Origin of the sequence: Pedobacter sp. BAL39 (assembly GCF_000170795.1) — a bacterium.
Taxonomy (GTDB): domain Bacteria; phylum Bacteroidota; class Bacteroidia; order Sphingobacteriales; family Sphingobacteriaceae; genus Pedobacter.
Genome location: NZ_ABCM01000007.1, coordinates 1 through 15,346, shown reverse-complemented (window position 1 = coordinate 15,346; position 15,346 = coordinate 1). Strand labels below are relative to the sequence as shown.

At 43.6% G+C, this 15,346-nt stretch carries 15 protein-coding genes; 1 reads left to right on the top strand and 14 read right to left on the bottom strand.

The genetic code is table 11. The features are described 5' to 3' along the window. Positions 1-69: 69 nt before the first annotated feature. Positions 70-477 carry a response regulator gene (locus PBAL39_RS10790; RefSeq protein WP_008241263.1) on the top strand — a complete coding sequence of 136 codons (408 nt, stop codon included), beginning with the start codon at positions 70-72 and terminating at the stop codon, positions 475-477. Between the two features lie 121 nt (positions 478-598). Here PBAL39_RS10790 and PBAL39_RS24650 read toward each other — a convergent pair whose 3' ends face one another. The 14 genes from PBAL39_RS24650 to PBAL39_RS10725 form a co-directional block, all read right to left on the bottom strand. After that, on the bottom strand, positions 599-4,042 hold the full coding sequence (locus PBAL39_RS24650) for a PAS domain-containing protein (protein ID WP_008241261.1): 3,444 nt from the start codon (positions 4,040-4,042) through the stop codon (positions 599-601). 106 nt (positions 4,043-4,148) lie between these two features. After that, complete coding sequence (locus PBAL39_RS10780; protein ID WP_008241259.1) at positions 4,149-4,928, bottom strand: DNA-formamidopyrimidine glycosylase family protein; 780 nt, start codon at positions 4,926-4,928, stop codon at positions 4,149-4,151. 66 nt (positions 4,929-4,994) lie between these two features. Beyond that, complete coding sequence (locus PBAL39_RS25340; RefSeq protein WP_008241257.1) at positions 4,995-5,153, bottom strand: hypothetical protein; 159 nt, start codon at positions 5,151-5,153, stop codon at positions 4,995-4,997. 238 nt (positions 5,154-5,391) lie between these two features. Continuing rightward, complete coding sequence (locus tag PBAL39_RS10775) at positions 5,392-5,997, bottom strand: DNA alkylation repair protein (protein ID WP_039866459.1); 606 nt, start codon at positions 5,995-5,997, stop codon at positions 5,392-5,394. Between the two features lie 87 nt (positions 5,998-6,084). Further along, the gene (locus tag PBAL39_RS24645) at positions 6,085-7,500 is read right to left on the bottom strand and encodes a TlpA disulfide reductase family protein (protein ID WP_008241254.1); all 1,416 of its coding nucleotides are present in this window, start codon (positions 7,498-7,500) and stop codon (positions 6,085-6,087) included. Between the two features lie 40 nt (positions 7,501-7,540). After that, entirely contained in the window at positions 7,541-9,202 is a 1,662-nt protein-coding gene (locus tag PBAL39_RS10765; protein ID WP_008241252.1) for a trypsin-like peptidase domain-containing protein, read from the bottom strand. Positions 9,203-9,214: 12 nt separating this feature from the next. Beyond that, entirely contained in the window at positions 9,215-9,382 is a 168-nt protein-coding gene (locus PBAL39_RS10760) for a hypothetical protein (RefSeq protein ID WP_157273995.1), read from the bottom strand. A gap of 77 nt (positions 9,383-9,459) precedes the next feature. Next, entirely contained in the window at positions 9,460-9,909 is a 450-nt protein-coding gene (locus tag PBAL39_RS10755) for a protein-disulfide reductase DsbD domain-containing protein (protein WP_008241248.1), read from the bottom strand. After that, positions 9,909-11,201 (bottom strand): TlpA disulfide reductase family protein, encoded by a 1,293-nt coding sequence (locus PBAL39_RS10750; protein ID WP_008241246.1) that lies wholly within the window; start codon positions 11,199-11,201, stop codon positions 9,909-9,911. The genes PBAL39_RS10755 and PBAL39_RS10750 overlap by 1 nt, the downstream gene beginning before the upstream one ends. 26 nt (positions 11,202-11,227) lie before the next feature. Next, on the bottom strand, positions 11,228-12,313 hold the full coding sequence (locus tag PBAL39_RS24640) for a TlpA disulfide reductase family protein (RefSeq protein ID WP_083801736.1): 1,086 nt from the start codon (positions 12,311-12,313) through the stop codon (positions 11,228-11,230). Beyond that, positions 12,310-13,029: a DUF4369 domain-containing protein gene (locus tag PBAL39_RS10740; RefSeq protein WP_008241243.1), complete on the bottom strand. Its 720-nt coding sequence runs from the start codon at positions 13,027-13,029 to the stop codon at positions 12,310-12,312. Before PBAL39_RS10740 ends, PBAL39_RS24640 begins: the two co-directional genes overlap by 4 nt. Positions 13,030-13,114: 85 nt before the next feature. After that, positions 13,115-13,561, bottom strand: a complete 447-nt coding sequence (locus tag PBAL39_RS10735; protein ID WP_083801735.1) for a TlpA disulfide reductase family protein — start codon at positions 13,559-13,561, stop codon at positions 13,115-13,117. Positions 13,562-13,626: 65 nt separating this feature from the next. Continuing rightward, positions 13,627-15,114: a RagB/SusD family nutrient uptake outer membrane protein gene (locus tag PBAL39_RS10730; protein ID WP_198139812.1), complete on the bottom strand. Its 1,488-nt coding sequence runs from the start codon at positions 15,112-15,114 to the stop codon at positions 13,627-13,629. Between the two features lie 20 nt (positions 15,115-15,134). Continuing rightward, positions 15,135-15,346 (bottom strand): hypothetical protein (locus tag PBAL39_RS10725; RefSeq protein ID WP_008241237.1); only part of this gene is annotated, 212 nt, incomplete at its 5' end.

The window sequence follows — 15,346 nt, the reverse complement described above, 5'->3', positions numbered from 1 at the left end:
TTTAACAACGAAAAGATGAATTTCCAAATGATGACAACCTTTTCTAAAAACAAGCGTTAAACAATATATATGAAGGAAATTAACTTGATGCTGATTGATGATGACCCAATCAACCTATATATTTTTAACAAAATCACCCTAAAAACCGGGGTTCCTGTAAAACTAAAGTCCTGCTCAAATGGAAAAGTGGCATTGCTGGAATTGATCCAATCACTAAAACACAATAAACCGCTACCCGATATCATCTTTGTAGATATCAGCATGCCCGTACTGAACGGCTGGGAATTTCTGCATCTATATGAACAATTGCAGATCACACAGGACATCCCGATGTTTATCCTTACTTCCTCGATACTGCCTACAGATGAGGACAAAGCTGCACAGTTCAAAAGGATCAAGGGGTTTATCCGTAAACCGATCTCGAAAGAACAATTGAAAGAACTGCTTGAATCGGTCTTGTCTGATGCTAAGTCTTAATCAGCGTAAATTCCTAACCCACTTCAGTACAGATACTCGATTCAATGCAGATACTCATCTCGCTGGTTCCTGGTTACAGCGTAGCAAATGGTGCGCATTTAAGCTTGAACACATCAACTGTTTAGTCCGCAAGATGTTCCAGCCAATCCCTTGCAACTTTTGCATCTGAAAAGAAACGTACCTCAGTATCTCCTTGTTTTACATCTACAGACTTTTCGGCCGACAACTTACTGAAAACACTTGGCGAATGCACCCAGGCAAAGTACTTCAACCCCGCCTGCTCCATCATTGGAAACCAGACCTCTCCCGCCCAGTCGGACGCTTCGGACCAGCTGCCCACTACATTTGTATTGTCGTTCAATATTTTATGCGCTCCGGTAGTTTTAACCAGTTCGAGCATGCGCATTCCACCGGACTTCACTGAATCCACATTCTGAAAGCCGGTCCAATCGACCTCAAGCCAATCGCCAGTGGTACTTTTCGATATCGTAATGTGTGTATCGCTATAATATTGTGCTGATTTTTTGATCACTTCAACAGGTTCATTTTGCACAAGCGGCAACCGGAAATAAAACGTTGAGCCCTCTCCGGGTTCACTTTCAATCCAGAATGTCCCCATATGTCGTTTCAGAATTTCTGCAGAAATGAACAGTCCAAGCCCCAGTCCCTCAAAACGCATGGAAGTATTGTCGATCCTGTAATAGCGGTCGAACAGGCGCTGTATGTGCTGGTCCTGGATACCGATCCCAAAATCCCTTACCGACACAAAAACGCCGCCCTCTTCTACCCAGCAGTTGATCTGCACCTGGTTTGCATCCGGAGAATATTTCACCGCATTGGTCAGGAAATTGGTCACCACCTGCTCCAGCCTTAGGCGGTCGCCATTGTACTCCAGCTGATCTGGCTTTTCCAATATAATCTGGTGTGTTGAGGAGGTCAGCTGCACGCTTTCCACACTGTCGGCCAGCATACCTGAAAAGTCGAACGGTTTGAGGTCATAAGTCAATTTACCGGCATTAATTTTGGTTACATCCAGCAGGTCGTTGATCAGCTTCTCCAGGCGCTGTATGTTCTCACCGGATTTCTCCACATACACCCCAATCCTTGAGGGATCATGACGCTTCATCAGTTGATTGAACGCCTTGATCCCCGTAAGTGGTGTCTTGAGCTCGTGACTTGCTATAGACAGAAACTCATCCTTACGTTGTTCATTTTGCTTTTGCAGTTCGATGTTGGTGTTGGTACCCAGCCAGACCGTAATGTTACCGTCTTCCACAAAAGGTACGGCTCGGGTGAGGTGCCAGAGATACGCCCCATCGGCAAACCTAAGGCGGAATTCTGCAAGATATTCTTTACCGCTCTCCAGTGCTTCCTGCCAGCCCAGTATACTCGCAGGCAAATCATCAGGATGAACAAAGGCCTCCCATCCCTGGCCAATAATTTCCTCCGCCGACCTTCCAAAGTCAGCTGCCACCACCTGGTTCACATAATTCAACTTCCCATCCGGCAAAGCTGTCCAAACCTGTTGCGGTATAGAATTGAGCATAAATTGAAAACGCCTCTCTCCTGCTTCCAGAAGCTGCTGGTCCCTAACCTGCGCCGTTACATCCTGGCACAACACCAGCACTCCGGTTACCTCTCCATCCGTCTCACGATATGGTTGATAGGTAAGGTTTAAATAGCCTTCTATTCTCGTATCATCTTTGTTAACGAAATAATACTGATCGTAAAGTGACACTGGACGACCGGTTGTCATTACCGGCTCAATAACTTTACGAAAAGCTCCCGCTGCCTCAGGAATGATATCGAAAAGAGACTTTCCAAGCAGCTCATCGGTATTTCGGCCGATCAGATCGCCATAAGCTTTGTTGACAATCTGTACCGTCAATTCAGGTCCACTTAACAAAATGATTCCTATTGTTGCCTCCCGAATGAGGTTTCTGAAGCGCTGCTCACTCAAGCCAAGTTTACCTAATGTATGATGAAGTTGTTCCTGAGTTTCACTCAGTTCTTCATTGGTGACGGCGAGCTCTTCATTTGCAGCCGCCAACTCTTCATTCGCCGCCGCAAGCTCTTCGTTAGAAGCGATCAGTTCTTCATTCGAGGCGGTAACTTCTTCATTCAATGCCTGCTGCTCCTCATGGCTCTCTTCAAGCAACTGACGGGTTTTCACGACAGCAGTAATGTCATTTGCACTAACTACAATGGCATTTACACGCCCATTAGGATCAAATAATGGGTCGTAACTGTAGCTAACGTACTTCAGTTCCCTGCCCTCCGGAGTAAGGAAATAAACTTCCACTTCATCCTGGCGGTTCGGGAGACCACTGCTATATACAGAACGTAACAATTCAGGAAAAGCCTGATCTTTCAATTCTGGCAGGATGTCCAGCAATAACCTTCCGGTAACCTCATTTAACGATTTGTTCCAAAGCTCAGCAAGCGGTTTATTGGCAATGCTGACCAGAAAGTCCTCTCCTTCGAGAATCATCAAGGGAAAGTAGGCGGCCATTACCATCTTGCGCAAACGTTCTTCGTTATATGTCAACTCACTGGCAAGCTGAGCATTACGCTGCAATTCATTTTGATAGGCTACACTTAGTTCCGCCGACGCTGCATTATTTAACACTGTTCCCGTATTGGCGGCTATTGCTGTGAAAAAGGTGAGGTAATCCTCATCAATTCGTTTACGGGCAGAGGCAAGTAACACCAGATATCCCTTGATACTCGCCTCTCCTGCACTAATCGGAGTAATAAAAGCCTCCTCTACAGGTTCCGGCCAATAACTGACTATAGGATTGACCATGTTTGTCGCCAGATTGTCCAGGCGATTGCCTGTCTGGACTTCCAAACTGGCTTTATCTTCAATAAGCTTGCTAATTTCCAGCAGCTGAGTCTCAGTCAGACCTCCGGAAAGTATGGCTTTAATAGCTGTTGAATCTTGCCCATCCTGGATGAACAATCCATAACCTGGGATGTCCATCAACGACTGATCGAAAATCACCTTTATCTTTTCGCAAGCACTTTCTATAGTGGCGGAGGTATGTGCCTGTGCGAGGAAGGCATTTCTAACGCTATTCCTACGGTCATTAATCACCTTGTAGCTGGTTTCGATAACAGCATTGAATACCCCACCTACACTTCCATCTGCAGCAACTATCGGCGACAAGGTATAATCGAAATAACATTCCTCTGTGTAGCCAAAACGATGCATGTATAGTGGAGCATCCGGGCGACGGTAAGACTGCCCATCCTGTAATACACTTTCAAATTCTGGCTGCAGTCCCTCCCAGAGTTCAGGCCAAACCTGCGCTCCTGGCTTACCCAATGCCCAGGGGTGTTTCTGGCCTGGAATAGCGCTCCAGGCATCATTATATAATAAGGTGAAGTCGTATCCCCAATAAATGGCGATCGGAAAACCTGAATTAAGACTGATTGCCACTGCAGACCGGAGGCTTTCCGGCCAGCAGTCGGGACTTCCTACGGTTGTAGTTGACCAGTCTGTATTGAGCATCAGCGCCCCCAGCTGACCTCCACCTTGCAAAAAGGGTAAGTTTTCGTACATAAATATCGTAATAGCTAGGATTGTGCCGAATCTTCCACCGAATCATAAAATAATTGGTAAAAGAGTGCACCTTACGATATTATGAACGCTTTTTTAGTCGAGAAGATCATTCAAAAAGGGATTGTTCTTCAGTATAGTAAGTTTTCCTCGCACCGTTTTTGTCTATCAGGATTTCATAGCCGTTCGGGCTTTTCTTCAGTGATGGATTATGAATCACAAGGAAGTCCTTTACTTCTGCATTGAAACTATCGGAAATGGCTTTTGTCAGTGCAATGATTTCATCGCGCAGCACTTTCCCAATTGAATGATATAACTCCTTGACTTCTTTAGTTGGTATGGCCTTGGATACTGAAAACGGGGAGATCTTCGCATGCCACAGTATCTCATCGGCATAAGTATTGCCAATACCGCGAACGAGTTTTTGATCCATCAGCAACTGTTTGATTTTTATTTTTTTCCTGGAGAGCAAGTCCTGAAAATACGCAAAAGAAAATTCTTCAGACAACGCATCAGGCACCTCGGAAACTTCAGGGTTTAATGTAGGTGTAGCCTGCTTTTGAAAATCCGTAAGCGCAAATCTGTTATCACCTCTAAATTGAAATTCAATGATTTTGAACTTCACATCATCATCCTTTTCAATCAAGCTAAGCTCCCCATGTAACATCAGGTGTAAACCGAGTACATTCCCTCCACCAAAATGAAGCTGCAGGGTCTTCCCTTCCCTAAGCACCTGCTTGAGCTCATGTCCTTCAAGTGCATCCTTCAATTCCTTTTCGGGAACATTCAGCTTCTTGGAAACCTGCACATCTAATTTCTCCAGCGTTTTATTCTTGAAACGCTTTTCCAGGTTAGCTGCAAATACTTCAAGGTCTGGTAATTCAGGCATAAGTTTATAGTTATAATATTAGAGGATAAAGTCTACTGAATGTACGATTATTTCGGGTATTGGCTTTTAGACACCGGCTGTAGCAGCCCCATTGTTTGAAAGGACTTCATTAGCCAGCTCAATCACTGCTGTAAAGGATACACTCGAGCTTCTGGCGGCCAGCGAAGCACCTGTATCAGGTTTCTTCGTCACGGACTTTTTTCGGTTGGATTTTTTATGTGACATAATGATTTATATTAGGCTGATACATGAACACTTATGCTGACGCTTTGCTCAATATGTTTTTATTCGTAATGCCCTCATCGCGTCGTTGATATATGATTTAACACGCTATGCTTGCATTTGTTTTGCAATACAATAGCATAACAAACCGGAAAGTCTTTTCACGAAAAGAGTAGGAAATAGCCTTATATCATCACATGAGTACCACGTGAACATCCTGCAATGCGACTGATCAGCATGTTTATCTTTTCCTGGTCAAGCTGGCGGTAAAGGCAACCTTTTGATCCGAAATATTCCAACCTGCGACCTCCTGCTCAACCAGATCAGGATGTTTTTTCCGGATGTCACGTAGCGCATTGCCTACAGACTTGCGGAGATACTCACTCCCAGCTGCACGATGAACGCTGATCATGGCTACTGCAACTTCCGGATGATCCTTGAAATATGGCCTTCCGGTCCAAATCCGGAGGCCCTCAATCACAGCCCTGTTTAACTTAGGATCAGGATCGGATAGCCAGGACTCTATATCAATTATAGCATCCTGGTAGCCGATTCCCGCACAATAGTAATCAAATGCCTTGGCCAGCATTTCATGAACCCTCCAGTTTACATCCAAAACCACTGTTTCCCTAAGTGTAGTAAGTGCTCGCCTGGCAGTTGGAGCCAACAAACCTAACATATACGTTCCCAGCATTCTTGCCTGGTAACCTTCTTCAGTTAACAAACCAGTTGCTATCAGGTAATGATCCAATCCAGCAGTACCTAAAACCTCATCTCCAGCAAGCATAATTTGCTTGAATCCATGCTCCATCCTGGTCAGATCCGTAACAATTTGTTTAATATCCATAACTCCTTCTTCAAATAAACCCAGGTTTAAACTGGAGAACAATGATCATGGTCATGAAAATCTATCTACTTGCCGCCGGCAAATCCGTTATGCGCCTTTCCTAGCCATTTCTACCATCTGCACCACCTCTTCAGCAGCAGCCTCGTTTTTACCCGAAAAACCTGACACCTTAAAACGAATCCTGCCATTACCATCGATGATAAATTTAGCAGGTATTCCATCTATTTTAAAGGCATCCGCCGCTGGACTTCGTTTAGTTGCCGGATCTACAGGATCCATATACAAATCGAACTTATAATTGCGTTTGCTGAGGAAATTTTTGGCGTCAGACAACGGATCTTTAACATTTTCCCAAGTATGGATAAAAAGAAACTTAACGTCAGGATTATTCGCATATCTATTCACCGCCATTTGCATGGCAGGGAACGACTCTACACATGGGCCACACCATGTAGCCCAGAAATCCAACACCAACGTCTTCCCCTTGAAATCCGCCAGAGAAACTGTTTTGCCCTCCACATCAGTCACGGTAAAACCTGGGGCAGCTTCGTTTATCAATAATGTTGAAGCATGTGTTTTGATCTTCTCAATAAAGACACTTTGCAACTCGGCAACGTAGGCGTCGACATCCTTACCAGGATTCATTTTTTCATAACCAATTTTTACCTGATCAATATATTTCTGTTCGAACTTGCCCTCTTTTACTGCATTTGCAAGAATGGGTAAAGCTTCTTCGTACTTACCATTTAAGCTGGACAAGAAAGCATAATTTTCTACAAGCTCCCCATCTTTATCTTCGATATTGTTATAAGCTTCTGTAGTGTATTCATAAGCCTCCTCATTTTTACCAGCCTTAAAAAGCAACTTACCATAAATATTGATGTAATCGTCATAAGCAGCTTTGGGATCCACCTTCAATGGTTCTATTAAAGCAGTCTTGCCCTTTAATTTCTTTGCCTCATCCAATTTGCTGGCCGCAAGCTCCAGGGCTGCAGCATTGTCAATCGCTGCCATAAGGTCAATCGCCATAGCCAGCGCCCTCACCTTAAATACAGGATCTTTCATTGAATTGGTAAACTTCAGGACTTTAGCTGCATCAGGAACTTCCGCATACGCACTGGACAATAGACTTTTCTCCATATCCAGGTTTACATTCGGATACGCCTTGACCATAGACCCTAGCAATACTTCCATTTCCGGAACCCCTTGCACTTTAAGAAATGATATCATCCTCTGCATTCTTGCATTCTGACTTTGCGGATATTTTTTAAGCAGAATCTTGGCTACTGCATCCTTTTTCACTGCATCTTTATCATAGTACTGAATTAACAAATTCAGGTCTTCTGCTGTCCCGCTTTTCAGACTTTTTATCTTCTGTTGAAGAACCGCCTGGTTCTTTTCATTTTTTAACGCATCCAACTTTGGGTTGGCGGTCTCTCCTTGTCTTTGTGCCAGGACGCTTAATGAACTAAGCATCAAAATGGCTAAAATTATTTTTTTCATTTAATATTGGTTTTAATACCTTTTTTTTAGAAGGACCTATTTATATAGAATCCTTAATAAATTTAACAAGCGTGGCTACAGGCGTGACAATAGTCGCCGTCCTGCTGCGTCTGGCGATGTTAATCCCATAAAAATTGCCTGCGCTGTCAAATACAGGACCTCCGCATTCATCTGTCCGGACTGCAGCATCCTGAACAAGTACATTTTTAAAGCCGTCAGATCGTGCGCTTCGTCCTCCGGCATAGTCAAATGAAACATGTCTGACCGTAGGTTGTGCTTCAAGAGTCAGTATCAATTGCATCGGCCTCCCATCTCTAATGATGTCTGCAGAAATAGAATCACTTGCTATATATTTCTCAAACTCATGGTTATATTCAGCCGCTGTCCTTACCTCAACGCCATTGATTTTAATCACCTGATCGCCCACCTTAAAAAGTGAAGCTGCTTCAGTCCCCTTGCCAATCCCGCTAAGCGTTATTTTCCCCTCCTGATCAACAGCGCTGGCTCCGAAATATCCCTTGCTTGCATTTAAAGGCATATCAATATAGGTCGCGCTCAATACCCCAACTTTGGTTGAATCTTTCGATAACACTGACACCAGAATCGTCCCAATGTCCTTCTGCTGGAGAGCTGGATTTTCAGTAGTAGATTTTAACGTGATGCCACCTCTCAATTTGGCTGTAACTTTTAACAAAACCAGGTCATTTGCCCGGTCTCTTTTCAGCACCTGAACAGGAACTGTATGTTTATTCAATTTTAGCACAGCATGATTTGCGACCATGGAGCTCTTGCTGACGACGTATACAGTACCGCCGAAATCCACCAAAGTACCCCGGATAGACAGCGACTGCATACCACGGGTACTGTTCAGCACCACTGCACTCTCTTTATATAGCGATGATACTCCTGCAACCTCTTCCAGCGATGGAACAGTTTCCATCGATATTGGAAACGCCACAGCGGGAACTTCATCAGCAGCTGGAAATACGGTGTAATCTTTAGCCTGGTTGAGCGCCGTCCAGTATTTTAAAAAGTGATCGGCAGGAACATCGTAATTCTGATCTTCTGCTTCCTTTATCCAGCTGTGCACGCCAACCACACGACCAAGTACATCAAATAAAGGTCCTCCCGAATCACCCGGCTCCATTTTTGCCGATGATTCAATGAATCCGTCAGTTAAATCTATGTCGGATATTCGCCCAAAACGCACATTGGGTGTCCGTTTGAAGAAGGCCCCCGGATAAGAAATGCTGACCACAGGCTGATTCAACTGTAATTCGGTACTGGCTGCCATCTCAGCAAACGGCCAGCTTCCAGGTTTCAGGATTTTAACCATTGCCATATCGTAATCCGTGTTTTTATCCTGAATACCTATTCGACCTACACCAACAGCAATGTGTTTGTTGCCATCCGGAAAAGAAATTTGGTAAACCTGATTGGGCATTGCTGCATGAGATGCCGTCAGGATATGCCCTTCAGCAGATACAACGACGCCTGTAAACCCATTGGCTTCATCTACACCGTCCTGCACCTTATGTGCTAACGTGTCCCACTCGATGATGTACACACTGGTCGCCATTGCCTTCTCAATGCAACCTGCAATCATTTTTTCAATATGTTTAGCGGCTGGTTTGGTCTGGCTGTAACCAGATGAAGAGACAAGGCAAAGCCAACCAAGTAAACTTAGCTTTAAATTTTTCATTCCTTTATCCTCTTATTTAGATGGCATCAGCCGCTCTATCTGTTCATTCAGGTCCTCTCCTCTAAGATTTCTTTCCAGCACTAGTCCATCTGGATCCAGCAGCCAGTGCAGGTTTGCTATTGATCCGGTAGCCTGCACATCGCTCATAGAATTGTTGTGCGCTCCATTCAACTTACTCACAACTTTAAACGTTTGGTCTTGTGCTTGAGCTCCCGTTAGATACAGGCAGAATACCGGTAAGGTTATTATTATTTTTCTCATTTTATTCTGATACTGAATTCTCTTTCTGTGGGTGGAAGACACATTTTATCATTACAGGCCATATACTCCACTTTTACATTAACTGTCACATTTTTACCTTTTAGTTTTACCTTCTGCTGGAAGATCGCCGTGTTTTCAAAATAACCTATCTCCATAAAGAATACTGGCTCAAACATCGTAATTGGCTTCGGTTCAATGGTTTTACCTACCAGATCGAAAACTTTTGAAGATCGAAAACTAAATACTGTCGGAGTTGGCCCACCTGCTCTCGCAACCTGCGAATACAAATGCCAGCCTTTATCAATAGTAGCTTTGATAAAAACATTAGCTGTTGAAACACTCGTTTTTTTTACCGAATAACTCCATGTTACGGGTTCTAATATTTGACTGTAAGCACTGGCAGTAAACAGCACAGCGATACAGCATAAGAATATAGTCTTCTTCATTATATATGATGGGCTTTTATGATCTCAACCATAGCTTTTAACTTGTAATATTCTCTGTCTGTGGAACCCGCATAACCTGCACCGTAAAATCTGATGTTGCCCATCTGATCAAAAACAATTTTCGTGGGGGTTGCCTGAATGTCATAAGCTTCATTAGGCTGGTCCTGCAAAACGTCCAGCGTGATCCCTTTTTTAGCAATGAAACTCTTTACGGTCTGCTGCTCTTCAAACAGGTTGATCACAAAAAGTTGGAAAGGATCCTTTTTATAATCTGCGACCACTTTTTCAAAGCCGGCAAACGCGGCAACGCAAGGAGTACATCCCGTCGTCCAGAAGTCAATTACCAATATCTTACCTTTATAGTCGGCAAAGTTTACGGTTTTGCCGTTCATGTCTGGGAGGGATATAGCTCCAGTATGCTGCTTAGCAGTCAAAATAGTGAGCATTTTGCCTTCACCATCTGCATTCGGGTCAGGTATAGATCCCTGAAAAGGTATCTTACTGTCAGAGATATACAGTTTTTCAACCTCTTTATAACACTTTTGATAAGCCTCATCCTGCAACGATTTGACAAGCTTATCCAGGCCTTCTTCACTGCGAGTCACTTTTTTGTAAATTGCGCCCAGGGTTGCGACCAGTTTAGGATTGGAATCCGCATTTCTGACGGCCTCAGTAAGTAACTCTAAAGCCTTCTTGTCCTGACCTGCGGCAGCAAGGACTATTCCATACCGATTCAGATAGTTGGACTTGGAATCCTTGAAATATTTACCCTCTCTCATTCCTGTAATGGTTGAAGATCGCGTTATGTTTTTCATCGCAAGCTCCACATTACCCAATTTGGCATTCGCCATTGCATTGACTTCTAACAAAACCTGCATTCTGTCCCTGATCAGCTCATCATTTGTTTTAGCCTTGTCCAGCATATCCAGATATTCGCTTGAAACTTGTTCAACTAACTTCAGGTGCTTGCTGTCTTCTACCAGATACTCCAATGCATATACGAAGTCAACCAAATGGATGAACGAGAATTCGGGATTTTCCTTAGTATAGTATTTATATCGGTCCAGGTTTGCCTTTGCCAGCCAACCTACCGCCAGAGATGCACGGTAATCTTCATACTGAGCAGGTTTAGATTGCTGTTCAGGATTTTCCTGAAGCATTTGATTGTAGTATTTCTCCTTATCCTCGACCTTAACAATAAGGTTAAAATCATTGTAGTTGTATGTTTTAGGCATCACCTGTTGAGCCCATGCTGAACTCGAAATCAGCAGGAATAAGATTATTTTTTTCATAGCAATAAGTTGTTTATAGTTCTGTTTTATCTGATCAACTCGGCAAGTCTGTCATGCAAATCCTTGCCTCTTAAGTCCTTTCCGACAATCTTACCGTTTGGATCAACAAGTACGTTGGCCGGAATGGATGAGATGTTATACAATTGCGTCACTTCACTTTTGGAAGCCTTAAAATCACACACCTGCTTCCAGGGCAGCTGATCTTCGGCAATAGCCTTTAACCAAAGCGCTTTCTTTTCATCTAATGATACGCCCAGCACCTGAAAGTTTTTGTCTTTGTATTTTTCGTAAGCCGCCAAAACATTGGGGTTTTCTGCGCGACATGGCACGCACCAGCTCGCCCAAAAATCTACCAGCACATAACCACCCCTGTATGACGCAAGTGATATGGCTTTGCCTTCGGTATCGTTGAGCACAAAATCTGGTGCCCTTAGGTTGCCGGACACCGCTAATTTTGCCTGATCTAATTTTGGCTTCCAGGCTAAAACCTTCTCTGAGTTTTGCATTCTTTTGCTCAGCGAATTGTACATCGGCTCCACAAGTTTCGGCTGTATCGCACTTTGCGTAAACAGATCCATCAAGTCAACACTAACGTATAGATCAGGATGAGCTTTGACGTAATCGGCAATCAACTCTTCATAAAATTCCATCGTAGCCGTAGCGCCATTCAAAGCCTTGTTCCTGGTTAGAATCATCTGCTCATAATCCTTCCACCCCAACTGCTCTTTACCACCGCCAGTCATTGTAGCGGTTCCCGCAGTATCAAAAGACACATCAACATTACCATCCAGATAAAACAAAGCGACATTCTTCATTCCACCACCTTCATCGGATTCCTTCCTGCGCCCCGTCTCACCTGCGGGCTTAGGAAAGATTAAATTCAACTCTGCCAACTGCGGCCTGCCGATAGCCCCTTTAAACTCAAATTTTCCATTGGTAATGTTTACAGTGTCCGCATTGTATGCGCCACCTTTATCGTCTGGTGGATACGACATCACCGCACGGGCAGCTTTGTGTGCAAAAGGTATTTTCCCTTTAATGATATAACTGTTTTGTGCGCGTAACGTTACAGCAAACAACATGGCAGCTGTCATTATAATTAGTTTCTTCATTTTTGTATGTTCAATAATATTTTCCCAGGAACTGACCTGCGGGCTCCTGGTGAAAGTTTTAAAATTGCCTGCTTCACAGCCTTATCGTCCATGTCATTGCCCAGATAAGTTTGTATTACGTAAGCGTTAATGTCGGAACCAGGATGGTCTGCAATCCATTTCGCAGCGATTTCCGTGGATTTATCCCTTGCCTCTTTCTCTACTTTCATCAATTTGTCCATTAATCCCGGGGTATTGAAAAAGCCATCGTAAGAGCCTGTTTCGGCCATCTTCATCATTGAAGTATCCGTAAGGGCCTTTTTTCGTGCGAAGACCTCCGGAGCATCCATGACCTCCGTAAACCGAATGTAGTCTCTCATATAAGGAGCATCACTGGTGAGGATCGCCTTATTCAAGGCTCCCCGTTGTCCGTCAAGCTGTACTTTTCCACCGTCCAGATAAAACTTACGATGCTCAGGATTTTGCCCGATCAGCGCAACACGAAGCAAATACAACCCGGCACCTGGAAGCTTCGCCTTAAATTTGAACATCCCATCACTCACCACTGCTGTATCGTGAAACCTCTTTTCGGTTGAGTTGGATTTCAATGACCTTAGGTCAGTCAAAATCACTTTCGTATTTTCTTGTAATCCGTCCAGCTTACCTGAAAATTCTAACTCCTGTGCTTTGGCGAGAAAAGAAAGAAACAACAGGACATTTAATAAAATATACCTCATTTTATGTCTTTTGAAAAATCAACCATTATTTACCGTATTTAGCAATCATCTCACTCAACATCTCATCTGTAACGTCATGTCCGTTTCATGAAAACCGGACAATGCCTTTGGGGTCAATGATGATCATATGCGGAATACCTTGAATATTAAAATCTTTCCAGACTTTGGGCTTTTGCATCATGCTCGAAAATTCAATTACCGGACTATTAAATGCGTAAGTCTCTTCCGGAGCTTCATCAGTAGTCGCAGCAATGAAAGCAATCTGATCTTTATGTTTACGATGAAGTTCATTTACATGTGCAAATCCGGAAATACAAGGTTTACAACTTGTGCCCCAAAAGTCCAGGGCGACAAATTTGCCTTTGGTATCTGGTTTTTCTGAGAGCCATTCTTTCGCTTGCAGGTCGGGCGCTTTTGTACCTATCTGCAAACCACCAAGGGAAATACTTTTTTCAGGTGCAACGTTCGACTGTGCATGGACATAGCTTGTTAACGAAAACATAGCTAAGGATAATAATAAGATTATTTTCATAATAAAATTTGAAATAGAGCGCTGCAATTCAATTGCAGCACTCCAGGGTTAAAAAATACAATTTGCTATGGGTTATCTTCCAAACCGTTACTTTCGTTAAGCATACGTTCGCCAAATTTTAAGGCAAAACGCTCTTGCTTGAGCGGGTAGGTAGACACTTCCTGTCCATTCGCACCATAAATCCTGTGTGTATAATTAACATGATCATTATACAGGGGATCCTGGGAAAGACGACGCATATCCAACCAGCGCAAGCCTGTAATGGCAAATTCACGAATACGCTCATCTAAAATAAAACGCACCATGGACTGTTGACTTGCAGCAGCAGCAGATGGTACAGCAGCTGCTGGTCCTGAAATTCTTTTTTCGCGCAAGATTTCCAAATCAGCAACAGCACTTGTTAATTCACCGGCACGGGCCTTACATTCCGCACGCATCAGATACATGTCAGGTAACGAAGGGCCGACATCTATGCCAGTAAAAAAACCAGAGGTCCTGCGTCTCATCCCATTAGGATGACTCACACTTGAGAAAATTTCAAAAGGAGTATATAAACTCAGGCGCCTGTCCATTGGATCATATAAATTGGCAGTTTCAGGACTGAAAACAAATACATCAACAGCTTGAAATTGGAACCAGCCTGCGGTGATGTTATAAATAATTTCGGTATTATCCGCAGCAAGCGGTTCATTATCTAACCCAAAACCACCGTCAGGGAACCATGAACCTGGTGCCTCCTGATCTTCAGGGTTCAAGACAACGGAATAATCGTATAATTCCATCGGTATCACTGCAGCAGGAATTTCCATAAAAGCTGCATCTATATGCGATTTCGCTTCCGGATAATTGTTCATAGCCATATATACCCTTGCCAGATAGAATTCGGCCACCAACTTCGAAATTTTACGCCGGTGCGTGATCACTCCTAAATCAGGTAAAGCATCTGTTAAATCCTTTAGCACTAAATCATACCCTTGCTGTAACGTTTCCCGTTTGAAATCCTTCTGCGTGACGTCAGCAATGGTCAGGTTAGGAATACCTGGATCTGTAGCAGCAGTAGTTGCATTATAGGGTTTTGTGAAATCCGACAGAAACATAAAGTTGCAGATTGCCCTGCCCGCTTTCGCTTCTGCCATTAATGCAAGTTTTTGCACTTCTGTTCCTCCCTGCGAATCCATTACTTCGTTGATTACCTTATTAAAAAGATAAAGCTTACGGATGTAATTATTTTCGTCTGTGATTTCGTCTGGAAGCTGATCTGCATCATAAACCCGGTCCTCATATCGGAAAAGACGCTGCATCCTGCGATTGATAAGTCCGCTCAAGGAATTAAAATAGGGCTGTAATCCAGCCACCTCATCCCCCCTGTACACACTGGCGTTAAAACTGGTCGCAAGGAAATTGGCATTCAGGATCTTTTCATAGTCCGCAGTAGTTATGGCGATCGTTTGGCCTTTAGGTATAACCTCCAGAAATTCCTTTTTACAGGAAATCACAGGCAACATGGCCATGAAGAGCGTTGTAACTAAAATATATTTTTTAAAAATTTTCATATCCGTCAAGTGATTAATCATTAAAAATTAATATGAGCACCCAGACTAACTGTGCCTTGGGCATTACGGGTGAAGCCTGTAAATTCCGGATCCATACCTTCCTCATTGGCTGTCCATAGCAAAAGATTGTTTAGCTGAACCCTGAAAGAAATCGCTTGTGCATTGACTTTATTTGCTACCAGGCCTGGCAGGCTATAGGACAGCGTAATGTCCCTGAGTTTTATGTAGGTGC